Origin of the sequence: Pseudomonas sp. GM50, assembly GCF_000282375.1 — a bacterium.
In the GTDB taxonomy this organism is placed as follows: domain Bacteria; phylum Pseudomonadota; class Gammaproteobacteria; order Pseudomonadales; family Pseudomonadaceae; genus Aquipseudomonas.
Window position 1 is genome coordinate 1 of sequence record NZ_AKJK01000103.1, and the last position, 24,738, is coordinate 24,738.

23 protein-coding genes and 4 pseudogenes are annotated in these 24,738 nt (G+C 57.0%); 11 read left to right on the plus strand and 16 right to left on the minus strand.

Translation table 11 applies throughout. From position 1 onward, the window contains the following. Positions 1-296 precede the first annotated feature (296 nt). A complete protein-coding gene (locus PMI30_RS05875; RefSeq protein ID WP_008013189.1) occupies positions 297-710 on the plus strand; it encodes a DoxX family protein in 414 nt (137 codons plus the stop codon). A 55-nt stretch (positions 711-765) separates the two neighbouring features. Here the strand turns inward: PMI30_RS05875 and PMI30_RS05870 are convergent, their stop codons facing one another. Then, positions 766-1,320 (minus strand): cytochrome b, encoded by a 555-nt coding sequence (locus PMI30_RS05870; RefSeq protein ID WP_008013191.1) that lies wholly within the window; start codon positions 1,318-1,320, stop codon positions 766-768. A 260-nt stretch (positions 1,321-1,580) separates the two neighbouring features. Further along, positions 1,581-1,925: pseudogene (locus PMI30_RS0129865) on the minus strand (LysR substrate-binding domain-containing protein); the annotation flags it as partial. A 78-nt stretch (positions 1,926-2,003) separates the two neighbouring features. Between PMI30_RS0129865 and PMI30_RS30850 the strand changes: the two are divergent. Next, positions 2,004-2,168 carry a tautomerase family protein gene (locus tag PMI30_RS30850; RefSeq protein WP_008013194.1) on the plus strand — a complete coding sequence of 55 codons (165 nt, stop codon included), beginning with the start codon at positions 2,004-2,006 and terminating at the stop codon, positions 2,166-2,168. Between the two features lie 278 nt (positions 2,169-2,446). Here PMI30_RS30850 and gfa read toward each other — a convergent pair whose 3' ends face one another. Next, positions 2,447-3,025 (minus strand): S-(hydroxymethyl)glutathione synthase, encoded by a 579-nt coding sequence (gfa, locus tag PMI30_RS05860; protein WP_008013198.1) that lies wholly within the window; start codon positions 3,023-3,025, stop codon positions 2,447-2,449. A 63-nt stretch (positions 3,026-3,088) separates the two neighbouring features. Beyond that, a pseudogene (locus PMI30_RS32225) lies at positions 3,089-3,187 on the minus strand (hypothetical protein); the annotation flags it as partial. 295 nt (positions 3,188-3,482) lie between these two features. Between PMI30_RS32225 and PMI30_RS05855 the strand changes: the two are divergent. Continuing rightward, the gene (locus PMI30_RS05855; protein ID WP_008013200.1) at positions 3,483-8,315 is read left to right on the plus strand and encodes a M10 family metallopeptidase C-terminal domain-containing protein; all 4,833 of its coding nucleotides are present in this window, start codon (positions 3,483-3,485) and stop codon (positions 8,313-8,315) included. 61 nt (positions 8,316-8,376) lie between these two features. On the opposite strand, the gene PMI30_RS05850 is transcribed toward PMI30_RS05855, so the two are convergent. The 4 genes and pseudogenes from PMI30_RS05850 to PMI30_RS05840 form a co-directional block, all read right to left on the minus strand. After that, positions 8,377-9,264: a DUF2950 domain-containing protein gene (locus PMI30_RS05850; RefSeq protein ID WP_008013201.1), complete on the minus strand. Its 888-nt coding sequence runs from the start codon at positions 9,262-9,264 to the stop codon at positions 8,377-8,379. 26 nt (positions 9,265-9,290) lie between these two features. Continuing rightward, complete coding sequence (locus PMI30_RS05845) at positions 9,291-10,763, minus strand: DUF3300 domain-containing protein (RefSeq protein WP_008013203.1); 1,473 nt, start codon at positions 10,761-10,763, stop codon at positions 9,291-9,293. 28 nt (positions 10,764-10,791) lie between these two features. Continuing rightward, positions 10,792-10,857: pseudogene (locus PMI30_RS31985) on the minus strand (hypothetical protein); the annotation flags it as partial. 24 nt (positions 10,858-10,881) lie between these two features. Next, the gene (locus tag PMI30_RS05840) at positions 10,882-11,337 is read right to left on the minus strand and encodes a YMGG-like glycine zipper-containing protein (RefSeq protein WP_008013206.1); all 456 of its coding nucleotides are present in this window, start codon (positions 11,335-11,337) and stop codon (positions 10,882-10,884) included. Between the two features lie 230 nt (positions 11,338-11,567). On the opposite strand from PMI30_RS05840, the gene PMI30_RS05835 reads away from it, so the two are divergent. Next, positions 11,568-12,221 (plus strand): MliC family protein, encoded by a 654-nt coding sequence (locus tag PMI30_RS05835; protein ID WP_008013208.1) that lies wholly within the window; start codon positions 11,568-11,570, stop codon positions 12,219-12,221. 9 nt (positions 12,222-12,230) lie between these two features. On the opposite strand, the gene PMI30_RS05830 is transcribed toward PMI30_RS05835, so the two are convergent. Both PMI30_RS05830 and PMI30_RS05825 read right to left on the minus strand, forming a co-directional pair. Beyond that, on the minus strand, positions 12,231-13,415 hold the full coding sequence (locus PMI30_RS05830; protein ID WP_008013209.1) for a patatin-like phospholipase family protein: 1,185 nt from the start codon (positions 13,413-13,415) through the stop codon (positions 12,231-12,233). 155 nt (positions 13,416-13,570) lie between these two features. Further along, positions 13,571-14,071 carry an Lrp/AsnC family transcriptional regulator gene (locus tag PMI30_RS05825; RefSeq protein WP_008013211.1) on the minus strand — a complete coding sequence of 167 codons (501 nt, stop codon included), beginning with the start codon at positions 14,069-14,071 and terminating at the stop codon, positions 13,571-13,573. Between the two features lie 120 nt (positions 14,072-14,191). Between PMI30_RS05825 and PMI30_RS05820 the strand changes: the two genes are divergently transcribed. The 3 genes from PMI30_RS05820 to PMI30_RS05810 all read left to right on the plus strand — a co-directional run bounded on the left by PMI30_RS05820 (position 14,192) and on the right by PMI30_RS05810 (position 17,835). Then, entirely contained in the window at positions 14,192-15,226 is a 1,035-nt protein-coding gene (locus PMI30_RS05820) for a histone deacetylase family protein (protein ID WP_008013213.1), read from the plus strand. A 51-nt stretch (positions 15,227-15,277) separates the two neighbouring features. Next, a complete protein-coding gene (locus PMI30_RS05815) occupies positions 15,278-16,303 on the plus strand; it encodes an ornithine cyclodeaminase (RefSeq protein WP_008013215.1) in 1,026 nt (341 codons plus the stop codon). A 110-nt stretch (positions 16,304-16,413) separates the two neighbouring features. Beyond that, a complete protein-coding gene (locus PMI30_RS05810) occupies positions 16,414-17,835 on the plus strand; it encodes an amino acid permease (protein ID WP_008013217.1) in 1,422 nt (473 codons plus the stop codon). Between the two features lie 143 nt (positions 17,836-17,978). Here PMI30_RS05810 and PMI30_RS05805 read toward each other — a convergent pair whose 3' ends face one another. Both PMI30_RS05805 and PMI30_RS05800 read right to left on the minus strand, forming a co-directional pair. Beyond that, entirely contained in the window at positions 17,979-18,320 is a 342-nt protein-coding gene (locus PMI30_RS05805; protein ID WP_008013219.1) for a hypothetical protein, read from the minus strand. A 146-nt stretch (positions 18,321-18,466) separates the two neighbouring features. Beyond that, positions 18,467-18,871: a RidA family protein gene (locus PMI30_RS05800; RefSeq protein ID WP_008013222.1), complete on the minus strand. Its 405-nt coding sequence runs from the start codon at positions 18,869-18,871 to the stop codon at positions 18,467-18,469. 144 nt (positions 18,872-19,015) lie between these two features. Here PMI30_RS05800 and PMI30_RS05795 point away from each other — a divergent pair, with 144 nt between their 5' ends. Further along, entirely contained in the window at positions 19,016-19,942 is a 927-nt protein-coding gene (locus PMI30_RS05795) for a LysR family transcriptional regulator (RefSeq protein WP_008013223.1), read from the plus strand. A gap of 70 nt (positions 19,943-20,012) precedes the next feature. Here the strand turns inward: PMI30_RS05795 and PMI30_RS30855 are convergent, their stop codons facing one another. Continuing rightward, on the minus strand, positions 20,013-20,312 hold the full coding sequence (locus PMI30_RS30855; protein ID WP_008013226.1) for a general stress protein: 300 nt from the start codon (positions 20,310-20,312) through the stop codon (positions 20,013-20,015). 290 nt (positions 20,313-20,602) lie between these two features. Between PMI30_RS30855 and PMI30_RS05790 the strand changes: the two genes are divergently transcribed. Next, entirely contained in the window at positions 20,603-21,160 is a 558-nt protein-coding gene (locus PMI30_RS05790) for an ATP-dependent Clp protease proteolytic subunit (RefSeq protein ID WP_007900348.1), read from the plus strand. 84 nt (positions 21,161-21,244) lie between these two features. Here PMI30_RS05790 and PMI30_RS05785 read toward each other — a convergent pair whose 3' ends face one another. Genes PMI30_RS05785 through PMI30_RS05775 form a run of 3 tightly spaced genes read right to left on the minus strand, consistent with a single transcriptional unit; the run spans position 21,245 to position 23,150 of the window. Next, the gene (locus PMI30_RS05785; RefSeq protein WP_008013228.1) at positions 21,245-22,069 is read right to left on the minus strand and encodes a DUF3618 domain-containing protein; all 825 of its coding nucleotides are present in this window, start codon (positions 22,067-22,069) and stop codon (positions 21,245-21,247) included. Continuing rightward, on the minus strand, positions 22,066-22,509 hold the full coding sequence (locus tag PMI30_RS05780) for a phage holin family protein (RefSeq protein WP_008013230.1): 444 nt from the start codon (positions 22,507-22,509) through the stop codon (positions 22,066-22,068). The genes PMI30_RS05785 and PMI30_RS05780 overlap by 4 nt, the downstream gene beginning before the upstream one ends. Continuing rightward, a complete protein-coding gene (locus PMI30_RS05775) occupies positions 22,509-23,150 on the minus strand; it encodes a hypothetical protein (RefSeq protein ID WP_008013232.1) in 642 nt (213 codons plus the stop codon). Before PMI30_RS05775 ends, PMI30_RS05780 begins: the two co-directional genes overlap by 1 nt. Before the next feature lie 364 nt (positions 23,151-23,514). On the opposite strand from PMI30_RS05775, the gene PMI30_RS05770 reads away from it, so the two are divergent. Together PMI30_RS05770 and PMI30_RS31380 are read left to right on the plus strand one after the other, a co-directional pair. Next, a complete protein-coding gene (locus PMI30_RS05770; RefSeq protein WP_008013234.1) occupies positions 23,515-23,946 on the plus strand; it encodes a nuclear transport factor 2 family protein in 432 nt (143 codons plus the stop codon). A gap of 172 nt (positions 23,947-24,118) precedes the next feature. After that, positions 24,119-24,244: pseudogene (locus PMI30_RS31380) on the plus strand (carboxymuconolactone decarboxylase family protein); the annotation flags it as partial. Between the last annotated feature and the right edge of the window lie 494 nt (positions 24,245-24,738).

Below are 24,738 nucleotides of genomic sequence, written 5' to 3' on the forward strand. Positions count from 1 at the left end.
CGATGGATTAGGAAGATCTTGGATTACAACCACTGCCGACGAACCACAGCGGCAGATGTAGCGCTTGGTCACGAACAAAACTGCGGCTCACACCCACCCGGCTGCAGAGACTTTGACGGCATGCGGATTAACACTAGCAGCTCCATATGCCACCTGCTGGCAGACAGAAACGCTTTTATCGCCCCTCCCCCGTCCCAGAGCAGGCTGACAATCAACTGCTAGTGTTAAAAGTGCGCGCAAGGCTTCAATACCAGACTTACTTGCGCCTCCTCTCTCGCGTCCACAGGCGGAATACCATGAGATACAACCTGTTTGAGAATCAGAGAAACGAGATCATCCTGCTCGCCCGTATCCTTCTAATGATCCTTTTCATCATTTCCGGCTGGGGCAAGATGACCCACTTTGGCGGTACCGTTGCTTACATGAGCTCACTCGGCGCGCCCATGCCCATGGTCGCTGCGGGGGTTGCGGTCGTCATGGAGTTCTTTGCCGCTATAGCGATCGTCGTGGGTTTCTACACCCGTCCACTCGCATTTCTCTACGTTTTGTTCGTACTCGGTACAGCTCTGATCGGGCATCACTTTTGGACTATGGTTGACCCAGAGCGCGCGGCCAACATGACCCAATATTTCAAGAACCTCAGCATCATGGGCGGCTTGCTGCTGCTGGGCATTACAGGTCCTGGCAAGTATTCGATTGATGGCAGGTAGCAGCGCGCGCATATAAGCAGTGTTAGCAGCACTATTTCCGGGATCCAGTTCCGCCTCAATTCTTGGTATTGGGGAGCATGCCGTCCAAGATGCCATCCTTGTCGAGGAAGTGGTGCTTAAGAGCGACCAACAAATGACCGCCGACGAGCACACCACAGCACCATGCCGTCCAGGTATGTATGTATTTAGCCAAGTCGTAGAGGTCAGGATCAGGCGCGACCAAGGGAGGTAAAAGAAAAAGTCCGAGCACGAGAATGGGCTTATCTGCAATCGAACTCCAATACCAACCCGAAAGGGGCAAGGCAATCAGAGCAACTGCGTAAAGCAAAATATGACCGATCATTGCCCCCCGCTTCATCAGCGGACTCATGCTCTCGGGCAACGCCGGTGGCCGGTTCATTAAACGCCAGGCAACTCTCACAACAAGGACAAAAAGCAGAGTGCTGGCCAGCGCTTTGTGCAGGAAGGTGAGTTCATGGTGCGGGTTGAGCTCATCGCGCCAGTGGGTAGCCAGGATGCCCAGCCCCCAACTACAAATCCAAACCAGAGCCATCCCCCAGTGCAACCATTTTGCAGTGCTCGTGTATCCATCGGTGTTTGATTGCGACATCGTCGTTACCGTCCTGTACGAAATGCTTTTTAATCATTAGCGAAACGTGAAATCAAAAAACCATGTCCGCAAGCGCCCCGACGAGCGTGACCATGATATTTGTGTGCGTTCGATCCTAAAGTGGATCTGGCTCTCGATAAACAGCCTGAAAATCTATAATCAGTAGAGTTAATATCTACTGTTACTTGTTTTTTCCGAAGTTTCGAAGTGTTGCACTGCCCTCACATGCATCAGTACGCGTCACTGCCAACGCTCACATAACCAAGCACTTCGACCAGCCTGCCAGCGTCAATATCATTCCTGAACAGGCAGCGCGGCATCTGACATAAGCCGATTCCGGCTACAGCAGCGAGAATCATCGCCTCTCCATCACCTATCTGATGGGTCGACGGTGGAGCGTATCGCACAGTTTCGAAACCTTGCCTTACACGCCACGATAATGGCTGCCCTCGTCGATGGCCGACAATACAGTGGTGATGGCCCAAGTCTTCCACTGTTTCAGGAACTCCGTAGCGCGCCAGGTAACTTGGCGCGGCACAGATTGCCCAGCGTTGCCGGGCAAGTCACCGTGCTACCAAGCCGCTTGTATCTTTTAATTCTCCAAATTATTGCCAAACCTTACTACATTAGCATTGCTCTGACATGCACTTCTTATTCAGATGAGTGTTTCAGAGGATTACTCCATGCCCGTAGTACGTGTCAGTTGGTTCGAAGGAAAAGACAGTGCCGCTAAACAGGCTGTCGCTGCCGAAATCACCGAAAGCATTGTTAAAAACACCGGTACCGCTGCCGAATACATGACGCCGAGATCCGCAAGCGGCTGGACCCCTTCGGGGCCGTGTACATGACGCCTTTCGACGGTTTCACCCGCTAAGTTCCATGACACGCGCAGGCTCGATGCAAAAAATGGGGCTGCGCTCATCTCCCTACCCTGCCCAGAGATCACCATGTCCGATATTGCTGAAATTATTAAGTCCCGAATCTCCGCCAACAGCTACGACACTATGCGCGCTGGGTGGCTGCCATTGAGGCCGTTTGGCAATGGCTGGAGCTTCACCGTGAAGGGCGTTGCACTCATGGTTCCGCCAAGGTGGATCGTGCCGAACAATACATTCGGCACATGGGTTTAACGGGATGCGAGAACACCATTCAACTTCGCCACTTGCGTAGCCAATGCGTCCATCAGAGCTGGCGACAAGCAGTCATAAGGTTCCAAACCGAGCGCGCGCAGTTTTTCGCGAATTGCCTTCATGTCCTCCGGCGGAGTGCCGGTTTCGATGAGCGACGAAACGAAGGCTGCAAAGCCCGGTGCAGCCCAGCCTTTTTGCGGAGAAAGCTCGGTATGCACGAAGTCCAGGCCATAGAACGCATGGTCTTTATTTTCGATGCGGCCGAACATATGCGCATGGCACTCTTTGCAAGCATGTCGTTGGATAGTGGCGCGCTCGTCAACGATGACCAGCTTCTCAGCGTTCGCGATGACGCTGACTTTATCGCGAGGAACAACAGCCACGACCGCGAATTTCGCACCTGCGGGCTTCCAGCACTTGCTGCAGCCACAGGCATGATTGTGCAGAGTCTGGGCGTCAATCCTGATTTCAACCTTATCGGTCGGACACAGGCATTGCAGGGTACCGCCAGAGAAATTTGCAGCGCTTGGCTCTATGCCGTTATCCAGTGAAGGATGAAGCTTCAAGTTGCTCACGATAAACCTCCAGTATCAGGGAGTATTCGAACTGGATCTGGAGCCTGAGCTCCAGGGTGCGGATCAGTATTTGATGGTGCCTTCATGCATCAGATCGAAGGCCTCATTAATACGTTCAAGTAGTATGGTATGAGTGACGAAGGGAGGCAGATCGATTTCGCCTGCAGCGGATTCGCCACCCGTTGCGAACAACCCTTCGGACTCGCCGTTCTACCGCCGCCCCTAGATGTTCACCCGCCTTCTCGTAGACCCAACCTCTACCTGAGCGAGCGTCAACAGAACGTTATTTTTTCGAAAAATCTCAAAAACCCTCGCAACCGCTAATCAGTTAGTCCGGTTTTTTGACACTTCCCCGATACGCGGTCACAACTTTTGCGCTCCGCTGGGTCATAACCCGGTAGCTGTCGATGGAATATTGGCATCTACCGAGGTTTTCGCCTGATACGGAGATAAACTCATGATTTTCAATGTACAAAATTTTGGCGCCAAAGGAGATGGCATCACTGACGACACAGCGGCAATACAAAGTGCAATTGATGCGGCGGCCGCTGCAGGCGGGGGGCAGGTGTATATGCCGTCCGGAACTTACATCGTTTCGGGAGGTGAGGAACCCTCCGACGGTTGCCTGATGCTCAAGAGCAACGTCTACCTGTACGGCGACGGCATGGGAGCAACCACCGTCAAGGTGGCTGACGGCTCCGACACCAAGATCACGGGGGTCATCCGCTCCGCCTATGGCGAGGAAACCCACGACTTCGGCGTCAGCAACCTCACCATCGACGGCAACCGTGACAGCACCACGGGCAAGATCGACGGTTGGTTCAATGGCTACATTCCCGGTGAAGCGGGCTACGACTCCAACGTCACCCTCGACGGCGTCGAGATCAAGGATTGCTCCGGGTACGGTTTCGACCCCCACGAGCAGACCGTCAACATGGTCATCAAGAACAGCGTGTCCCACGGCAACGGCCTGGACGGCTTCGTGGCTGACTTCCTCAGCAACAGCACCTTCGAAAACAACATCGCCTACGACAACGACCGCCACGGTTTCAACGTCGTCACCAGCACCCACGACTTCACGCTCACCAATAACGTCGCCTACGACAACGGTGGCAATGGCATCGTGGTCCAGCGCGGCAGCGAGGACATTCCCTCCCCCAGCAACATCACCATCACCGGTGGCGAGGTGTACGGCAACGGCGCCGAAGGGGTGCTGATCAAAATGTCCAGCGAGGTGACGGTCAGCGGCCTCGACATTCACGACAACACCAGCGCCGGGATACGCATCTACGGCAGTAACCACGTCGAGATCATCGACAACACGCTCAACAACAACTCCCTGGGCAACCCCGTACCAGAGATCATCATCCAGTCCTACAACGACACCCTGGGCGTGTCCGGCAAGTACTTCAACGGCAGCGATAACACGATCCAGGGCAACATCATCACTGGCAGCAACCTATCGACCTACGGCGTTGCGGAGCGCAATGAAGACGGCACTGATCGCAACGCCATCATCGGCAACACCATCAGCCACACCAGCAACGGTGCCACGCTGGTCTATGGCGACGGCAGCTACGTCAGCGCCACGGTGCCGATGATCACCGTGCAAGGTACGGCTGGCAATGACACCCTGCTGGGCAGCGCCGCCAGCGAGATTTTCTACGGCGGTGCCGGCAACGACACCATCAATGGCGGGGCCGGTGGCGACATTCTGGTGGGCGGTACCGGGATCGACAAACTCACCGGCGGCACCGGCGCCGATACGTTCCGTTTCGCCGCGCAGTCCGATAGTTACCGCAATGCAACCACAAGCTTCGACGACACCATCACCGACTTCGACGTCAGCCAGGACAAGATCGACCTCGCCGGCCTCGGTTTCACCGGCCTGGGCAATGGCCGTGGCGGCACCCTGCAAGTCAGCTACAGCGCCAGCAGCGACCGCACCTACATCAAGGACTACGATGCCGACGCCAGCGGCAATCGCTTCGAGTTGATTCTCTCGGGCAACCTCGCCAACACCCTCACCGCCAGCAACTTCATCTTCAATCGTGTGGTCACCGGCACCAGCGGCAGCGACTCGCTGCTGGGTAGCGATTCGGCCGACACCCTGCTCGGCTTGGCGGGCAACGACAGCCTCAATGGCGGCGCGGGCGACGACAAGCTCGACGGCGGCGCAGGCATGGACACCCTCACCGGTGGCGCCGGGGCGGACACGTTCGTGTTCTCCAATCGCCTGGACAGTTACCGCAACTACAACACCGGCGGTGCCAACCTTGGCGACCTGATTACCGATTTCGATATCACCGCCGACAAGATCGACCTCTCGGCCATGGGTTTCACCGGCCTGGGGGATGGCAAGAACAACACCGTGTACGTGGTGCTCAACAGTGCGGGCACCAAGACTTACATCAAGTCCCTGACCGCCGACGCCAATGGCAACCGCTTCGAAGTGGCACTGGACGGCAACTACCTCGGCAAGCTGACCAGCGCCAACTTCGTCTTCGCCACTTCGCCAACGGTCAACCATGCGCCGGTGGTGGCAACGGCGTTGCTGGATCAGAACGCGACCGAAAACACCTCGTTCAGCTACTCGGTGCCGGACACCAGCTTCACCGATCCGGATAATGACAGCCTCAGCTACACCGCGACCCTGGCCGATGGCAGCGCCCTGCCCGCGTGGCTGAGTTTCAATGCCACCAACCTGACCTTCACCGGCACGCCGACCAGCACCGCATCCGGCAATTACAACGTGCTGGTCAAGGCCACGGACCCGGCCGGTGCATCGGTCAGCGATAGCTTCGCCCTGGTCGTGGCCGATGCGCCCGCCAACACCATCACCGGCACCAACAATGCCGAAACCCTCAACGGCACGGCGGGTGCGGACTTGATCCTCGGCCTCGGTGGCAACGACACGATCAAGGCCGGCACCGGCGCGGACATCGTCGATGGCGGCGCCGGACGCGATTCGCTGTACGGCGGCGACGGTGCAGACACCTTCCGCTACACCAACGTACTCGACAGCTACCGCGACTATGACACCGGTGGTGTCACGGTCACCGACACGATTTATGACTTCGCCACGGGCGTCGACAAGATCGATGTTTCGGGCGTTGGCTTTGAAGGCCTCGGCGATGGCCGCAATGGCACGTTGTACGTCACCCTCAACGCGGCCGGCGACAAGACCTACATCAAGTCCGCTGAAGCGGATGCCGATGGCAATCGTTTTGAAATCGCCCTCAGCGGCAACTACCTCAACACCCTGACCGCCAGCGACTTCGTGTTCGGCGAGAGCGTCCAGCAGGACATCCTCTACCTGCCCACCCTCGGCCAGTCCAATGCGCGCCTGCTGCGCATGACGGAGGACGACAATCAATCCGGCACCTCGACGCTGGTCAACGACTTGGACCGCTACACCCCCTATGACGTGCGCAGCCAGTTCACCGACGCCAATGGCAACGGCATCGACATCGCGGTGGGCGGCAGCACGGTCACCGGCCTGTCGACGCTCAGCGCCGAGGAACTCAAGTTGTGCTGGTGGCTGACCGACACCAACCAGCCCGGGGCTGCGCTGTTGCGCGCCGTGACGCTGCTGCGCGACCAGCTCACCGAACTGCAATCCACCGGTAACGTCACCATGGGCATCATTTGGGGCCAGGGCGAGGAAGCCGCCCAGGAGATCGCCCGCGCCACGGACAAAGCAGCGGCAGCAGCGGCCTATAAGGCCGCGACCCTGAAGGTGTTCGATTACCTGCATGCCCAGTTCGGCAACTTCAATGTGTACATGATGGAAACCGGTCACTACGAACAGGACGCGGCGCGTGCCCGTGGTTATTCGGAAGAAAAAATTGCCTCCATCGTCGAAGGGGCCGGCTATGTCCGCGCCGCCCAGGAAGCCATCGCCGCCGAGCGCGCCGACGTCAAGCTGGCGGTGGACTACACCGACCTGCCCTTGCGCCACGAAGTCGATCCGCTGGCGTATCCCGATGATGTCTGGCACCTGCACGAGGAGTCGGCGGAGATCGTCGGCCAGCGCCTGGCCGACTACATTGCCAATGACCTGGGCTTCCAGGGCAACCCCAACGACAACAACAGCGTGCAGGAGATTTTCGACAACGCTCAGAACATGATTTCCGGTACCGACCAGGCGGATACCCTGGTGGGCAGTTCGGGCAACGACACACTGGATGGCAAACTGGGCGCCGACACCATGACCGGTGGCGATGGCAACGACGTCTATGTGGTCGATAACGCGTCCGACCGCGTCGTGGAAACCAACACCTCGACCTCGCAGATCGATACGGTGCAGGCCTCGGTCAGCTGGACCCTGGGCGCCAATCTCGAGAACCTGGTGCTCACCGGCGTGTCGGCCATCAACGGCACCGGCAATGAGCGGCACAACTTCATCACCGGCAATGCCGCCAATAACGTGCTCAATGGTGCCGCAGGGGACGACAGCATGAGCGGCGGCGATGGCAACGACACCTACTCTGTCGATAACGCCAACGACAGCGTGATCGAGACCAACAGCAATACGGTGTCTGGAGGGATCGACAGTGTGCACAGCAGCCTGGCGGCCTATACCCTCGGCAACAACGTCGAGCGTCTGTATATCGATAGCACTGGCGCCGCCAATGGCACGGGCAACGCGCTGGACAACACGCTGTTCGCCGGCGCCGGCAACAATGTGCTGGACGGGCGCGATGGCAACGACACGGTGTCTTTTGAGCGCGCCCTGTCCGGCGTTACCGTAAACCTCTCGACGTCAGCGCAACAAAACACCGGGGGTTCCGGGCTCGACACCTTGAAATTCGTTGAAAACCTGACGGGAAGCGCCTACGCCGACAGTCTGTCGGGCAACAGCGCCGCGAACGTTCTGAACGGGGGGGCGGGCAACGATACGCTGGTGGGCGGTTCGGGCAATGACCGGCTGATTGGCGGTGCAGGCACCGACAACCTCACCGGTGGCACGGGCGCGGATACCTACGCGTTTGGTGCGCTGTCGGACATGGACGTCGGGGCGTTGCGCGATGTGATCAATGGTTTCAAGAGCACCGAGGGCGATCTTCTGGATTTCACCGGCCTGGACGCCCACCCGCTGACCACCGCTGTTGACGCCTTCACCTTCATCGGCAGCAACGCCTTCGACCCTGCCGACGCCACCGGCCAACTGCGCTTTGCCGATGGCATTCTCTACGGCAGTGTCGATGCCGACGCCACTCCCGAGTTCGAAATCCAACTGGTGGGGGTCCAGGATCTGCACGTCAGCGATTTCACAGCCTTGGGTTAAACCCGCATCCTGTGGGGGCAGGTTTGCCTGCTCCCACAGGGATTTGCAGTCCCAGGCCGATCTACTCTTGATCTACAGCCACCACCTTCCAACTGTCATCTGGATCAAAGCGTTTCATCGACTGCGCCAACTTGTCACCACCAGGACCCAAGTCTTTCTCGAACACCTGCCCTTCATGACTGATCATGAAACTCATCACCCCGGTGTCATCGTATTTCGCCGGCCAGGCGATCAGCGCAAAGCCACGGATCATCTTGTCACCGATGAGGTAGCTGTAGGCGCCGCCCGGTGCCGAAGGACCTTGGCCATCAAGGATGCGGAAGTGATAACCCTGCCAGTCTTCGCCGGCAATGGTTTTGCCGAACAAGGGACCCAACGGGCTGATCTGACCGCTATCGTCGTCCTCCCAATAAAGGCCGTCGTGCTTGCCGGCGGTGCTGAAGATTTTCTGCGCATAGGCGAGTGCGCCGTCACCGTCACGATCCACTGATGCATAGTCCATCTGGACGTCGTGATAAGTCAGCACTGATTGCACCGCGGCGAGTTCATTGCGGCCAATCCGACGTGCACGGACTTCGGCGCTACCGGCGTCGATATCGAAGCGCCAACCGTTCGCGGCTTTTATCATGGGGATAGGCAGTGTCCAGTGGTCACTGCCAACCGACAGGACCGCCTTGCGATCGCTGGTTTTTTCAATGGCGTGTTGCTCGCGGTACTGCTTCAAAAACGCATCCACATCACTGCGCTGCACGCCTTCGCGCGGGATGAAACTGCGCCATTCATTACCCAGCAACTCTGCCAGGCGTGCCTGATCGGCGTGTTCCGTACCCAGCGCTTCGACGAACGCCTGGGCGGCCATTTCTGGCGTTGGAAATGCCTGCTGTGCCGTAGCCATGGGCGACCACGCCAAGCTGGCAGCGATCGCCAAGACATGAAAGCGCAAGCCCATGAGTGCCTTCACTCGAGCATTGTTTTTCAACGACGGCCCCCCCTTTGACGCGCTGGTGGATTGGACGGCCGACTGACCTGATGGCCGGCTGGACGCGAGGCACTGGGGCGCCGGGCGGATGCCTGACTGACCTGGCCACGACTGGCTTGTGCGTTGGCCTGGGACGGTGAGCGCACGCCGGCGAATGCATTGTTGCGGGCACTGCCCGCGCTACTCGTACTGGCAGCCGGTCGTTTTTGCGCAGTCTGGCGCCCTTGCAAATCGCCCTGCCCGCGCTGATTCACTTGAGCGGTCTGTTGCCTGGATTGCTGATTCTCCCGAGTGTTTCTGGCAGTGCCCTGGCTCCTGTCAGACGCCTTCGGTCTGTCTGCACCGGCTTGCATCCGATTGCCAGGCGAAGTTGCGGACTGGGCTTTGCGCGCCGAATCACGGGCTTCGCGGTTGCTGGTGGCAGGTCGCTCGATACCGTGCTTGTCCATTGAGCCACGGGCTTTTTCACGAGCCTGGGCTCGCTGGGCATTGTCCCCTCGATAGGCTTCACGCTGACGGGCACCGTCCAGTTGTCGGCCGTACTGTTCGCGGCTCTTACTGTCTCGATAGGGAACGCCGTCGCGATGAACAGCGTTGTGCTGCCACTTGTTCTGATTCCGAGTGATCTGGTTGTTGCGATTGATGTTGTTGTAGCGGTCGACGTCAATGTCGATGTCGTTGTTGCCCCAGTCACATTCACCCCATAACGAGCCGATGATAGCCACGCCGGTACCAAAGGCCAGCCCGGCCATCAATGCCGAACCGGGGTAATAGGCCGGCGGCGGTGGATAGTAAACAGGAGGCGACGCCGGATAGGGCCAGGTGCCGTAGGTTGTCGTCGGGTTATAACTGGGGACGTAAACCACCTGCGGATCGGAGGGCTGAATGATGATGGTGGAGGTGCTGCTGGCCGGAGCCGCAGCTGCCGGTGTCGGTGCCGCAGCCGCTTGAACCGTCACGTTCTGATATTGGTTGCTCTGCAGGTTGCCTGCTGCTTGCGCCTGATGACGCAAGCGTTGCACGCCCCCCATGACATCGTCGGGCTGCGCCAGGAAGGCATCACCCAGGCGTTGTACCCAGACGGGATCCTGTCCCAGCGTTGCCATGACTTGTGGGAAAGCTACCAGCGCCTGCACGCTCGGATCCCAGGGCTGGCTTGCCACTTGTTTGACCGCATCATCGCCCTTGGCGTCCGCGTGTGCTTTAGACCAGGTTACCGCCTCGGCGATTTCCCCGGGGTACGTGGTGGCCATCAGCACCTGTGCCAGCAGTGGGTCCGGGTAAAGCGCAATAGGAGCCAGCATTTGATCCAGCTGCTCCTGGGTAAACACGGCATCTTTGGCCACCGCGGTGACGGGCGCTGTATCGGCAGCGTTTGTAGTCGCGCTCGCATCCAATGATTGCGCCAGGCAAGAAGATCCGCTCAAAAACAATACAGCCGACACCGCGTAAAACAATGGAATGCGCATTGCACCCCCTATGTGGTCAGGCAGGCTTGAGCGCCTTGATCGTTCCGCCCTTCCCTGCACCGTCGCGCCCTTCAAAAACGATACAGATCTTGATGCAATGACCCTTTGTTGTTCAGGTTCAAGGGGTTATCTGGTAGCCCCGTTGCTGCATGCAACTGCTGTAGGCGGAAGCAGTTGCAGCCGGTTCTGCCCGGCGATCCTGACGACGATCCTGACGTTGCCGAGATCCACCTACAACCGCACCTGCCACAGCCGCATCCTTGGCTTTGTTCTGTCGATATTCCTGTTTAACATCGTCGTCTACCTTGTCATAAACCTCGTCATACTGACGACCGCGCGCTCCGGCAACCGCCGCACCTGCTACTGCGCCAGTAGCGGCACCACGGGCACGTCCACCTGATTGAGGTGTTGTGCTGGTGCTGGCGGCGCTCCCGGCCTGAGCCTGGCATGAGCTTATGTCCTGCTGAATCATTTCGGGGGACTGCCCTTTGAGCGGCGTTACGGTCTCGGCTGAAGCGCAAAGGCAGAATACCGAGACAATCGTAGCCAGACAGGGCGGGATGGATTTCTTCATAAAGCCTCCACTGCTATCAGTGTGCTTTGGATCTTTGAGTCTAGTTCAGCGTCTGGCGACTAACCCTGGAACAAAGTTCTTATGATGCAACTTCTAATTCCTTTTCTGCTTCTACTCCCTCGAACGGGTGCGGCAAGTTTTGAGCACTGACTTACACTGCGATACACCCAATGCGAACAAATGACTGTTCAACGGATCGATAGCTCCCATAGCAATCCGGGTATCAGGTAATGAATCAGCCCAACATGAAAACAGTCACCCGTCTGCTCGCTGCCAGCGTTTGCGCGGCGACGAGCACCTGTGCCACTGCTGCGCCCATCATCCAGACCAGCTTCGACTGCGCCACGGCAAGGGCATCCGTCGAAAAGCTTATCTGTCGCGATCCACAACTAACGCAAATGGATATCGAACTGACGCGTCTTTATCGCCTGGCGCTCACGGATGATCATTCGGTGCCGCGTCCAGACAAAGTCATGATCGACCAGCAGTTCTGGATCGACGCTCGCAATCAGTGTGCCTCCGAGCCTGCGCCCAAGACATGCACAATCCGAAGTTATGCCGAGCGCGCGCACCAGCTACGCCAAGGCTCGGTCATTGCGAGAACCAAGGATCCGGACAGACTCACCGAAGGCCCACTGGCTTTTCGCTGTACAGGGTTGAACACGTTGATTGCCGCCACTTTCTTTAACACGCAGCCTGGTGTCGTGTACCTGAAGTGGGCGAACGCCTCGATCACCCTGAACCAGGTGCAGAGCGATTCGGGAACCCAATACACGGGCAAGGATTACCAAGGGAATTACCGCTTCTGGCAAGACGGCAACGCGGCCCTTTTCCAGAAGCCAGGCTCAGGGGAAATGAGCTGTACCGCCGAGCCGATCGGCTGAGACCGTCTCTCACGTACTCGGCGATTTATGCCATGGATAGCCTTTGGCACTGAGTTCAAAGGCGTATTTGAACAAGCGCTTCATGTACTCGCCATCGAATTTATGGAGGCGAGAAATGCGGAAGTCGGAGCCGATGTACGCCAGATTAAAGTCCGCCCCATCTTGCTGGGCAATCCGGTAAATTCGATCCAGATCGCTGATCCCCTGAGTCTGGATCAATGCGCTGATGGCTCGACCGCCGATGCTCAAGGTGCGGCGCTTCGTTCCGGACCATTGCAGTTCCAGTTTGCCGTTGCGAATCACATAGAAATGCCGTTCACGGCGCAAACGCGCCCCAGGCACCTGGTTCAGCGCCATCACGGTGCCGGGTGGGTAAAGGAACACCTGCGTAAGGACACCTCCGTCCACGTGCATTTCCTGAAACGGGTGGCCGTTAACGTCCACATCAATCATGACGGGTGAGACGGCACCGGGAATACTCATCGAGGCGACCATGATGTTGCGAAACAGCTCGAGCGCTCCCGGTGCCTGGCTGGAGGCAATAGCCCCCATGTTCCAGGTGACCGGGCGCCCTGAATCAAGGTCGGTGGTACCGATCATCAGCAGCCGTCCCTTGGCGTATTCCGCCGCGATCGCCGCAAGAATCTCGGCAGTGACGTGCTGTGCAATGAGCCGCGACAGTGGCTTGCTGTGCGCCATGCCATCGCTGGTAAGACGGGTCAGCATATTGCGCGCATGGAAAATGTCTTTTGGACCGACTGCATTGCAGATACGCACAATGACATCGTCGTACTGGGGCCCCAGGTAGGCAAACGGGGCGACCAGGGCGCCAGCGCTAATGCCGGTGACGACTTTGAACACAGGTCGAGTCCCATGCAGGGTCCATCCCGCAATGATGCCCCCCGCGAATGTGCCGGCATCACCGCCGCCCGAAACGGCCAGCATATTTGCCCGCGGCAGGATGTCGTTCGGTAGCCCTGCGCTGGCGAGCGCCTCAGCCTCTCGAAGGTTGGCCTGGCTCACATCCCGAATGAACGGCGTCAGGTCCTGGTCCAGCCAGTAGCGAGCATCTGGAATGCCCGGGATGAGCGCTTTTTCCGTTAACGTTGGTGGCACCGCATCACGCCGTTGCAGGCACGCTTGACGCAACATGTTCAGGGTTGAGGCGCTAGGTCTGAGCTGGAATGGTTTCAACACGCCTCCTCCGGCCCCTGCAATTGGCAGAGCCCGTCACGCACACTCGACACACCCATGACCAGTCTCAATGGCGAGTGGCCTGAACATCTTTCATGCTAGCGCAAGCTCAGGCCGTCATAACGTTGGTGGGACGTCCGGTCTGTAACGCCCCTTTACTGCTTTGTCCGCCCCGGAATGGCGATACGACTGGTCGTTTTGACTTCACGCAACGCAAGACTTGACTGGATTGAGGCAATACCGAGTTGTCGCCTTAATACGCTCTCGACGAAGTCACTGTAACTATCAAGATCCTGGGCCAGTACTTGCAAAAGGTAATCGGCATCCCCCGTGATCTTGTGGCAAGACAAGACCTCGGGGAGCTGCATGATGACGGCTTCAAAGGCTTCCGGGGTGTGGTCAGTGTGCGTGGCAAAGCGAATATGCACGAACGCCATAATATCCAGGCCCAGTTTTCGCCGATCCAGGTTGGCCTGGTAATCCTTGATCACCCCCTCCTCTTCCAGTCTCTTACGTCGCCGCCAGCATGGCGTCAGGCTTAGCGACAGCCGTTCACTCAACTCGGCGTTGGAAATGCTGGCGTCTTCCTGCAACAAGGCAAGGATGGAAAGGTCGGTATCGTCAAGCATTGCGCGGTGAGTATTTTTTTTCTGCATGACGCCACCCAAGGGTAAATAATCCCGATTACGCTAGCAGAACGAGAATGAAAAGCAAAGAAAGTGCATCCGAACCAGAACAAACTATTGGCACTGGACCACAATGACGGATGCGTTTTAATGCTTACAGTTTTTAGCGATTCTCATCGACTGCACCATGGCACTGAACTAAAGGACGGCGTTCTCAAACCTTCTTTCGAACAGCCAAGCCGAGCGGATACCGTTCGCGACCGAGTCCAGCACGTCGGGCTCGGCGATATCATCGTCCCGCGAACGTTTGACCGGGCGTGCTACGTCAATGCACACAGTGAGCGCTATGTCTCGTTTCTGGAAAGCGCGTGGTCCGAATGGACAGCAACCGGACGGGAGCATGATGCCCTGCCCCTCGTCTGGCCGGTACGCGACTTGTCCAATGAACAAGTCCCCGCGTTCATTGATGGCAAACTCGGTTTCTTTGCCATGGATGCCGGCTCGCCGATCACCGCGACCACTTGGGATGCAGTCAAAACCAGCGCGGACATTGCTCTCACCGGCCTATCGTTGATCAACGAAGGCCATAACAGTGCCTTTGCCCTGTGTCGTCCACCCGGCCACCATGCCGCTCGTGAATACATGGGAGGTTACTGCTACCTGAATAACGCAGCCATCGCCGCGCAACATGCACTCACCCAAGGTGCAAAACGTGTCGCGGTGCTGGACGTCGACTTCCATCATGGTAACGGAACGCAAAACATCTTCTATAACCGCAATGATGTGATGTTTGCCTCTCTGCATGGAGAGCCGTCGGTTTCTTATCCTTATTACTCAGGTTTCAGTTCCGAATGCGGCACCGGTGCCGGCGAAGGTTATAACCTGAATTATCCGCTACCAAAAAACACCACGTGGCAGAGTTACCAGAACGCCCTGATGCATGCCTGTAAAAAACTCAGGAACTTCTCGCCGGAGTTGTTAGTTATTTCCTTGGGCGTCGATACCTTCAAGGACGATCCGATCAGCCATTTTCTTCTGGAAAGTGACGACTTCTTTGGCATGGGTGAAATTATCGCCACTGTTGGCGCCCCCACGCTCTTCGTCATGGAAGGTGGATACATGGTCGATGAAATCGGTATCAATGCGGTCAACGTACTTCATGGATATGAGAGTAAACAATCCTGAGTTTTGAAGACCGATATATCCCCCTGGATTTACAACTCAGAGAGAACACATATGACTCTATTCATAGACGTTGATCATGCTGCGACGCTTTTTCGTAAAATCGGAATCGGTAATGCCATCAGGGAAATGGCGCTCTACATCAAAGCCGACTATTGCCGTTGGGCTGACTTTGATAAGTCCCCACGTACGGCCAATCACTCCGATTCCGGGGTCATCGAGTTAATGCCGACCGACGACGGCAAGCAATATTCATTCAAATATGTGAACGGCCATCCCGCCAATGCCAGCAACAATCTGCTGACAGTCATGGCCTTTGGTGTTTTGGCGGACGTTGATAGCGGATACCCCACAGTCCTCAGCGAACTCACCCTGACCACCGCGGTTCGCACAGCGGCAACGTCCGCCCTGATAGCCCAGTCCCTGACGCGCAAGGGTTCGACACGCATGGCCATTATCGGAAATGGCGCCCAGAGCGAATTCCAGGCCATTGCCTTTTATGAAATGCTCGGGATCAACGAGGTGCGGATATTCGATATCGACAGTGCTGCCTCATTGAAATTGAAACAAAACCTGGAAAGCTATACCGGCATCAATGTCACCGTAGCCTCCTCGGTGCATGAAGCCGTCAAAGGCGTCGATATCATCACCACCGTCACAGCGGACAAGGCCTACGCGACAATCTTGACGCCCGACATGATCGAGCCGGGCATGCACATCAACGCGGTTGGCGGTGACTGCCCCGGGAAAACCGAACTTCACGTAGATATCCTGCGCGACGCCCGGATTATTGTCGAGTTTGAACCGCAAACACGCATTGAAGGCGACATTCAGCAACTGGACGCTGACTTTCCCGTCATCGAATATTTCCGCATCGTTCGGGATAACGAACCAGGCCGAGAAAATGACACCCAAGTCACGGTGTTCGACTCGGTAGGATTCGCGCTTGAAGACTTTTCTTCACTTCGTTATTTGCATGACCAGGCTGGCAAATACGCAGTCGGTGAAAAAATCCATCTTGTACCCACGCCAGCCAATATAAAAAACCTGTATCAACTGATTGAGGGAAACGCTAACTGATTAACCGCTACTGCAAGAGTGCTCACCCTGCAAGGCAATACATACAACAATAAAACACACGCACTATTTATCTGCCAAAACTCAAAAACATAAAATCAAGAGGTTTTGTGATGAAATCAGATATGCATGAAATAGCTGAACAACCCGCATTACAGCGCACGCTCAGCAATCGTCACATTCAACTAATGGCCATGGGCGGCGCCATTGGTACGGGGCTGTTCATGGGCTCCGGCAAGATCATCGCCCTGTCCGGCACCTCGATCATACTTATCTATATGATCATCGGTCTTTTTGTTTACTTCGTTATGCGTGCCATGGGAGAGCTGCTTTTATCTAACCTGAACTTCAAAAGCTTTGCTGACTTTGCCGGGGCCTACCTCGGCCCTCGTGCGGCCTTCTTTCTCGGTTGGTCATACTGGTTGAGCTGGAGCGTGGCCGTTGTAGGAGATGCAGTGGTCGTTGGCGGGTTCTTTCAATACTGGTTCCCTGATGTACCGGCCTGGATCCCCGCCATCGGCATGATGCTGACCCTGTTCGCCTTGAATGTGCTCACCGTCAAACTGTTCGGCGAGGTTGAATTCTGGTTCGCGATCATCAAGATAATCGCAGTCGTCGCGCTGATCTCCGTGAGTGTGGTGCTGATTGCCAGCTCCTTCGTCTCACCCACGGGAGTCACGGCTTCCCTGACGCACCTGCTGGACAAGCAGGCCGCCTTCCCCAACGGCCTGTTCGGCTTCTTCGCCGGCTTTCAGATGGCGATCTTTTCGTTCGCGGGCACGGAGTTAATTGGCACCGCGGCCGCCGAAACCAAGTCGCCCGAAAAAACGCTGCCCAAAGCCATCAATTCCATACCGCTCAGGATCATCCTTTTTTATGTTCTGTCCCTGGTCTGCATCATCGCGGTGACCTCGTGGCAGCAGGTATCGCCCAACAAAAGTCCCTTTGTCGAACTGTTCCTGATCGCGGGTTTTCCAGCGGCGGCCGGCATTGTCAACTTTGTGGTGCTGACCTCTGCGGCATCTTCCGCCAACAGCGGCGTGTTCTCGTCCAGCCGCATGTTGTTCGGCCTGGCCGACCTGGGTAACGCACCCGGTATTTTCAGACGGCTGTCGAAAAACAGCGTTCCGCTCATCAGCCTGGCCTTCACGACCTTTCTGATGCTGCTGGGTGTGCTGCTGCTGTTCATCATCCCTGAAGTCATGACTGCCTTTACCATCGTGTCGACGGTGTCGGCCATCCTGGTGATCTTTACCTGGTCGACCATCCTGGCGTCCTACATCGCGTATCGCAAAGCAAGGCCCGACCTGCATGCGCAATCGCGGTACAAAATGCCTGGGGGCGTGCCGATGGCGTGGTTCTCCCTCGCATTCCTTGCATTTGTGCTGTGCCTGCTGGCTCTTCGGCCAGACACCCGTCTTGCACTGTGCGTAATGCCTGCATGGTTCATTTGGTTGGCCATCGCGTACCAATTCTCACATTTCAGGAGCAGGAACCAGGCCAGCCACGCGGCAGGATCACTTCTCAAAGAATGATCCATTGCACACTAAAACCTGCATGCAAAAACCTGCACGCAAAAAACCGCACGCAAAAAAAGTCCCGTGACCGAATGAGGCACGGGACAAAAAATTGGTTGGTTGCGGCCAACCAAAGGAGCATTTTTAAAAGCGGTTACCGGTTACAGGCATTCCTGCGCGGCACGTTCGAAACTCGAAGGCATGAAGTTCGATGCCAGCAAGTGGCGCTCATACAAAAACACCTTGCCGCCATTCGGGGCCTTGTAGGCTTCGAGAACGTTGTCTGCCGCGACTTTGCTCGGCACCACGATCCGGTAGCTGCGCTGGGTTTGCGAGACCGTCGGGTTCAGTGCGCTGCCCTGCAACTTCGGAATCACGCAGTCGGCGTACTCGGCAGGCGTTTTTTTCGTCTGGAAGGTCTGCGTCGGGTCGTTCGGCGCGGAGGCGCAACCGGCCAGCAGCAAAGAGGCGAAAGCCATGACAGGAACAAATAAAGGGCGCATCGGTGAAGTCCTGAAAATAAAAAGTCTGGTTCATTGAGCAGCGTCTTCGATGGAGGCGATTTTCCACCTTTGCCCAACAAACCAGAACTTGCGTTCCTTGATTGTCACTATTACTTGAACCGATAGTTACGCCGCGCTATCGCGGGTCAGCTCTTGATGGTTTCAGGAAGCTTGGCGATCACCTTGATCTCGAACTCAAAGCCATACAGCCACGTGACCCCGACAGCGGTTAATGTCGGGTGCGGTGCGTTACCCCAGAACTCCGGCACAACCTTCCAGATCGTCTCGAACTTCTCTTGCGGATCGACGATGAAGACCGTTATGTCAATCACGTCGTCGAAGGTGCAACCGGCAGATCCCAGGATCGCGTTCAGATTGTTAAATGCGAGCCGAACCTGGGTCTCCAGGTCGGGCTCGGGTGAGCCGTCTTCGGTACTACCGACTTGCCCCGAAACGAATAAAAAGCCATTGGACCGGATAGCCGGCGAATAGCGATTGCGCTCATAAAGCGCTTGGCGTCCGGGCGGAAAAACAACATCACGCTTGGTCATACAGTGCCTCCTTCAACGGATCAAAGCCGACCCGCAATTAATGATGAAAGAGACTTTAAGGACTTGTGCCGGCCCGATAAACGAGCAACTGTAGCCATCACTGTTTGTAAAACCCAAACAATCCAATAGATATCCGGGGCAGAAATGGACCGTTTCGATGCGATGCTGGCATTTGCTCGGGTGGTGGAAACGGGCAGCTTCACCAAGGCGGCCGAAACACTGCATATGAGCAAGACGACTGTGACGCAACTGGTGCAGCAGTTGGAGGCCCGGTTACGCGTCAAATTACTCAACCGCACGACGCGCAAGGTCAACGTAACGGCCGACGGCGCCGTCTATTACGAGCGCGTCGTACGTTTGTTGGCTGACATGGACGATGCCGAGACTAGCCTGTCCAGCGCCTCGGCCCTGCCCCGGGGCCGGCTGCGAGTGGATGTGCCGAGCCCGTTGGCCAGCATGATTCTGGTGCCGGCGATGCCTGCGTTTCATGCTCGATACCCTGACATCCAGATCGACATGGGCGTCAGCGATCGCATCGTGGACATGATCGGTGAGCATGTCGATTGCGTTGTGCGCGGCGGCGAACTAACCGATCAGTCTCTGATGGCTCGGCGGGTAGGCGAACTCCAGTTGGGCGTTTATGCGGCACCGAGCTACCTGGAGCGCCTCGGTACACCGTCGCATCCGCAAGAGCTAGAAGATTCGCATCATCGTGTCGTCGGTTTCCTGTGGGCACGCACAGGCAAAGCCGTGCCTTATGCCATGCGCAGCAACAGCGAGAGCGTCCATATCAAGGGTCGCTATGTGTTGGCAGTCGACGATGGCAATGCCTACATCGCGGCCGGGCTGGCCGGCCTCGGAATTCTTTGGCTGCCAGACTACATGTCCAAACCATACGAAGCGCGCGGCGAGTTGGTCCGTTTGTTCGAAGATTGGCGCCTCGATCCGATGCCGATCTACGTGGCCTTTCCGCCGAACCGGCATATCAGCTTCAAGTTGCGCGTATTCATTGATTGGGTCGCTGAGTTGATGGCACAGCATGCGCCTGTCACGGACCGGCATGATTCGTGAGGCAACAGGATTCTGACCTGGATAAAACCAAGCCCCGCCAAAAGCGGGGCTTGGTGTATTTCACTCGGCATCAGGGTTTACGCCCGCCGCCGGGATATTGCCCTCCTCCTTTTTTGCCTGCGTCAGATGATTTCTCTCTGTCTTCGACAAAGGTGCCTGGGCGGCCTCCTCCCTGTCCGCTGCCAGAACGATTGGTATCACTGGATTGACGGCCCCCTGAGGCCTGTCCACCTTTTTTGCCGGCTTCGGAGGCGCGTTGCGGATCGTTCATCATACCGCCGCCCGACTCCCCGCCTTTTCTACCGGCTTCGTTGGCTTTTCCAGGGTCATTGGCAAAATTGCCTGGGTTCTTGTTTCCGGTGTTAGCCATTTCCGTTCTCCTCATTGTTATTCACGAGCCTTCGTCATCGGCTCGTCTAATTCCGAGGTTTTCTGCGATTGAAAGTTTGAACTGATCTGCCGTTCTTGCGACAAGCGGATCGGGATGATTAGTTCCAGAAAACTCCGGATGTGGCGACTAATGGGTGTGAGTAAAACGAGTATAAAAATGAGTTCCGGTTATACAAATTGATGAAAGAAAAGCGCGTTGAGGTCTGGCATCATTCAAGCAGTTACGCTGAACTGTCAGCTCTCTAATTTATCCTGTATGGAGGTACGTCGATGACCGAGCACATCGTCCACTTTCATTGCCAGATTGATCAGGGCACGATGGAACGCTTCAGGGACTGCTGCCTCGACGCCATCGACCAGGGCGCCTCCTCCTTACTGCTGAATCTCTCCACCAGCGGCGGCAGCACCAATTTTGGTTTCGCCCTCTATACCTTCCTCAAATCCCTGCCGGTGCCGCTGTGTGCGATCAATGCCGGCAACATCGAGTCGATGGGCATCATCATGTACCTGGCCGCCGGACGAAGGATCACCGCGCCCCATTCGCGGTTTCTGATTCACCCCATGAATTGGTACTTCAGCCAAAGCTCGGTCGACCATCAACGGCTGCGCGAATACCTCTCAAGCCTGGATAACGACCTCGCGCGGTATGTGCAAATCTTTGCCCTGGAAACCGCCCACGCGGATACCAAACTGGACATTTTCCATTGCCTTTCAGCGGAAGAAAAAGTAATCGCGGCGCATGAATCCCTGGCCTACGGAATCGCCCACGAAATGCATCAGATGGTGTTTGCCGATAACGTCAAACACTGGAAAATCAGTGGCGGCTGACGCACGTTCCAGATGGCCTCGATACCGATACACCGGGCTCGACGGGACGTCTGTGCAAGACCTCCCGCCTTGCCCTGATACCTGTCAAGAAGTCCCCAAGCCACGCGACAGATCGGCCGAGGTTTCGGACGCAGTCTTGCGCATCTCTCCCGTTTCTCCCGCGATTGACGCATGGGGCTCCGTGGTTTCCATCACCTTTTCGCGCACCGCCTCATAGCCCTCCCGTGCTTGCCGTTTGACCTTGCCGGTGAGGCTTGCGCTGGTCCTGCCCAGATAGCGACGCTCCGTCGCGGTGGTCGGTAGCGCTGCGCCCAGTAACGCTCCCACCGCTATACCGACCGCAGCCATCATCAGTGGTTGCTCCTTGAGCAGGTGATTGAACTGGTCACCCATTTCATGAGTCCTGCGCGCCAGGCGATCACTGGTGTCATGGACGGCGTGACTGAGGTGATCGGTCTTCGCATGCAGGCTATCGCTCAGGTGAGCGGCCTTACCCTTGACCGCCTGATAGCTGTCCTTGAGCGAATCAGTGGTGTTGTGCAGACGCTGTCGGGCGCTGTCCATGCCATCGGCGAGCCCTTCGGCCAAGTCATCGGCCCAGTCGACATCCGGCTCGACGCGATATTCCCGGGGTGTTGGCGGGCGATTCTGGCTCATCATCAACCACATCAGCCCGACCGAGGTCAGCACTGCGGGCACGGGATTGTTGCGCACGCTGGTGCCCAGGTTGGTCAGGAAGGTCGAGCCGTTGCTTTGCATCATCAGCAGCGCCTGATCGAACATCTGGCCAGGGGTAAACTTGCTTTCCAGCGCGTCGACGATATGCCCGATGTTCTCCCGTTGCGCATCGATTTCACGCTCGATGGTTTCCGGGCTCTTGGCCGCTTCGGTTTCGAATTCTCGGTTCATGACACTTTCCTCCGCAGGGCTTCCTGGTCTTTGTTCAACGCGTCCAGGGTGCGATCAGGCTTGAAGTGGGAAGGCTCGAATTGTTTTTTGCCTGCCTGCAGCATCACGAATCCGATGACCATCACCACGACGCCGACAATCAGCGCGGCCAGCCAGGGCGCCATCACCATGCTCAAGGCGTAGACGACCGCCATCAGCACAATGATGAACCCGGCGAGCAGCACAATGGCGCCGCCGACGACCCCGGCAATCCCTGCTTTCAACGTCGTCAGGCTGGCCTGCAATTCCACCTTGGCCAACGCCAGCTCCTTGGTGAATAACGCCGGTACTTCCCGAGTTAACTGCCGCAATAAACCGACCACGGAAGCGTCATGATCAACCGTCGTGACAGACGGTGTGACGGGTGGTGTGGGTTGCAGTTCTGGATCGTTTCTGTTCATCACCGTTCTCCTGTGAAGGGGCTGGACCCCGGCATTGAGGAACTATCGCCACGATGGTCGGGCGCGCTCGGCGTGGACGGCGTGATGCCAGTGGCCAACCCGGGCGACAAATCGCCTCCGGATGGCATCGAAGTTTCATACAGTCCTTGCGAGCCATCGCCACTGAACGTGGGTGTGCTGCTTTGGGCGGCGAACTCACGGTCGGTCGTTGTCGGCAAGATCGCCGTGCCCGCTTTCAGGAACCGCGACAGACCGAACCCCACCGCGATGCTGCCGACAATGAACAACCCTGGATTGTCGCGTGCCAGGTCAGCGCCATCGTGCAAAAGCTCTTCGGCACTTTTGCTGCGCAATTTTCCCGCCAGGCTGCTCATGCTGTCGGCCATGTCTGCCAGGTAGTCGGACATCCCGAACGTATCGTTCGTCCTGATCTCGGAAACGACTGACTGGGCGCCTCTGGCCAATGCTTCAATCTGATCCGCTGCGGTATCGCGGTATTGGCCGAATTGCTCATCGGCCTGATGCCGCGCACCGCCTATCGCTTCGGTAACCTCCTCCTTTAAATGCTGAAAGTTTTGTTCGGAGCCTGCGGGATCCCGAGGGGCATCCGGTTGTCCGGTCCTGCTGTCTGGAATAGTCATGTCATCCCTCGCCTTCGTAATGAACACGTCAGGAAGTGGCCGCGGTGTGCCCGCGGTGGTGCTTCATTGCAGATGACGAGGGTGTCTGGCGGGGAGTTCCAAGCAGATGATGAAGTGATAAAAAACGCGCCGCAGGTATTTGCGAGAGCGGAACCTGTGGGAGCGGGCTTGCTCGCGAAAGCGATGTGTCAGGCGACATCAATGTTGAATGTGCCGCCGTCTTCGCGAGCAAGCCCGCTCCCACAGGATTGCGTTTCATTGACTGACTGGATGCATCCCGTAACAAAAATCTGCTAAGTTGTACGATGACAGACGAGATACGTACCTCTTGCCTGTCATCCCTATAACAACAAGGAAAATACCCATGAAAAAAACGAAATTGCTTATCGGCTTTTTGTGCCTCTTCAGCGGCTATGTGATGGCAGCCCCCTCCTCGGGTGAGAAGGATGTCGCCGTGGCGGTAGACCATCTGACGCAAGCCATGCTGACCAAGAACATTCCCCAACTGAATGCGCTCACCGCTGAAAACCTAACCTACGGCCATTCCAGCGGGAAAATCCAGGACAAGAAAGCGTTCATCGCCGACATCGAAACCGGAAAAAGCGCTTTCAAGACACTGGAAATGCAGGGGCAGACCATCACGCTGTCGGGTGATGTGGCGTTGGTCCGGCATCATTTTTCGGCACAAGCCATCAAGGGTGAAGAGATCGTTCCGACGGAAATCGAGAACTTCCAGGTCTGGCAGAAACAGAAAGGCAAATGGCTACTGGTAGGACGACAAGCGTTCCGTTTCTGATTTCTGTCAGTTAAACATTGGCAGCCCGAAAAGATCGCAGCCTTTGGCAGCTCCTACGCCGACCGGGTACACCCACGAAAATCCGTAGGAGCTGCCGAAGGCTGCGATCTTTTCGGGCTCAATTGATGAGCCCACGGCTTATTGGCCTTAATCGATCTATCCAGCCTCTTTAGGCCTGACCCAACCCCAAGCCGCCGAGGTCATCACGCACCTGGCGTTTTACGTCGGCTGGCCGAAGGAGATGTTTGCTGTTCCTGTCCTGAAGGACGTATTCGCGTCACGCAAAGCCCAAGGATGAAAAGCTAATGCCAGTCAGGTAAGCGCAATCCCTGTGGGAACGGGCTTGCCCGCGAAGAGGGAGTGTCAGTCGGCATTAATGTTGGCTGATACACCGCTATCGCGGGCAAGCCATGCCGTGCGAGCGCCGGGTTCGAAGGTGACTGTGCCGCCACTGACCCGGGCCGGTGCAGTTGCTTTGAAAGGTGCATCGACGCGAACCGCGCCGGCGTCAGGCATCGCCGGCGTTTGCGTTGTTGGTGGATGCGCTGCGTTATCGGGGGTGAAGGCTGTTTCCCACAAACACTTGTGGCGAGGGGGCTTGCCCCCGTTCGGCTGCGCAGCAGTCGTAAAATCAGCGCTCGTGGTGTACCTGAAATAATGCGGTGTCAGTTTTGGGGCTGCTTCGCAACCCAACGGGGGCAAGCCCCCTCGCCACAAGGTTGTGTGCAAGATGAGGGAGTGTCAGGCGATGGTTATGCTGGATGTGCCGGCCCCATCGCGAGCAGGCTCGCT

Coding starts and splice junctions, on each gene's coding strand:
- PMI30_RS05855 (WP_008013200.1), top strand. CDS start 3,483: ATGATTTTCAATGTACAAAATTTTGGCGCCAAAGGAGATGGCATCACT.
- PMI30_RS05805 (WP_008013219.1), bottom strand. CDS start 18,320: ATGCGCCCTTTATTTGTTCCTGTCATGGCTTTCGCCTCTTTGCTGCTG.
- PMI30_RS05795 (WP_008013223.1), top strand. CDS start 19,016: ATGGACCGTTTCGATGCGATGCTGGCATTTGCTCGGGTGGTGGAAACG.
- PMI30_RS05815 (WP_008013215.1), top strand. CDS start 15,278: ATGACTCTATTCATAGACGTTGATCATGCTGCGACGCTTTTTCGTAAA.
- PMI30_RS05810 (WP_008013217.1), top strand. CDS start 16,414: ATGAAATCAGATATGCATGAAATAGCTGAACAACCCGCATTACAGCGC.
- PMI30_RS05870 (WP_008013191.1), bottom strand. CDS start 1,320: ATGTCGCAATCAAACACCGATGGATACACGAGCACTGCAAAATGGTTG.
- PMI30_RS05825 (WP_008013211.1), bottom strand. CDS start 14,071: ATGCAGAAAAAAAATACTCACCGCGCAATGCTTGACGATACCGACCTT.
- PMI30_RS05845 (WP_008013203.1), bottom strand. CDS start 10,763: ATGCGCATTCCATTGTTTTACGCGGTGTCGGCTGTATTGTTTTTGAGC.
- PMI30_RS05780 (WP_008013230.1), bottom strand. CDS start 22,509: ATGAACAGAAACGATCCAGAACTGCAACCCACACCACCCGTCACACCG.
- PMI30_RS05790 (WP_007900348.1), top strand. CDS start 20,603: ATGACCGAGCACATCGTCCACTTTCATTGCCAGATTGATCAGGGCACG.
- PMI30_RS05775 (WP_008013232.1), bottom strand. CDS start 23,150: ATGACTATTCCAGACAGCAGGACCGGACAACCGGATGCCCCTCGGGAT.
- PMI30_RS05840 (WP_008013206.1), bottom strand. CDS start 11,337: ATGAAGAAATCCATCCCGCCCTGTCTGGCTACGATTGTCTCGGTATTC.
- PMI30_RS05785 (WP_008013228.1), bottom strand. CDS start 22,069: ATGAACCGAGAATTCGAAACCGAAGCGGCCAAGAGCCCGGAAACCATC.
- PMI30_RS30855 (WP_008013226.1), bottom strand. CDS start 20,312: ATGGCTAACACCGGAAACAAGAACCCAGGCAATTTTGCCAATGACCCT.
- PMI30_RS05820 (WP_008013213.1), top strand. CDS start 14,192: ATGCTTACAGTTTTTAGCGATTCTCATCGACTGCACCATGGCACTGAA.
- PMI30_RS05770 (WP_008013234.1), top strand. CDS start 23,515: ATGAAAAAAACGAAATTGCTTATCGGCTTTTTGTGCCTCTTCAGCGGC.
- PMI30_RS05850 (WP_008013201.1), bottom strand. CDS start 9,264: ATGGGCTTGCGCTTTCATGTCTTGGCGATCGCTGCCAGCTTGGCGTGG.
- PMI30_RS30850 (WP_008013194.1), top strand. CDS start 2,004: ATGCCCGTAGTACGTGTCAGTTGGTTCGAAGGAAAAGACAGTGCCGCT.
- PMI30_RS05800 (WP_008013222.1), bottom strand. CDS start 18,871: ATGACCAAGCGTGATGTTGTTTTTCCGCCCGGACGCCAAGCGCTTTAT.
- PMI30_RS05835 (WP_008013208.1), top strand. CDS start 11,568: ATGAATCAGCCCAACATGAAAACAGTCACCCGTCTGCTCGCTGCCAGC.
- PMI30_RS05875 (WP_008013189.1), top strand. CDS start 297: ATGAGATACAACCTGTTTGAGAATCAGAGAAACGAGATCATCCTGCTC.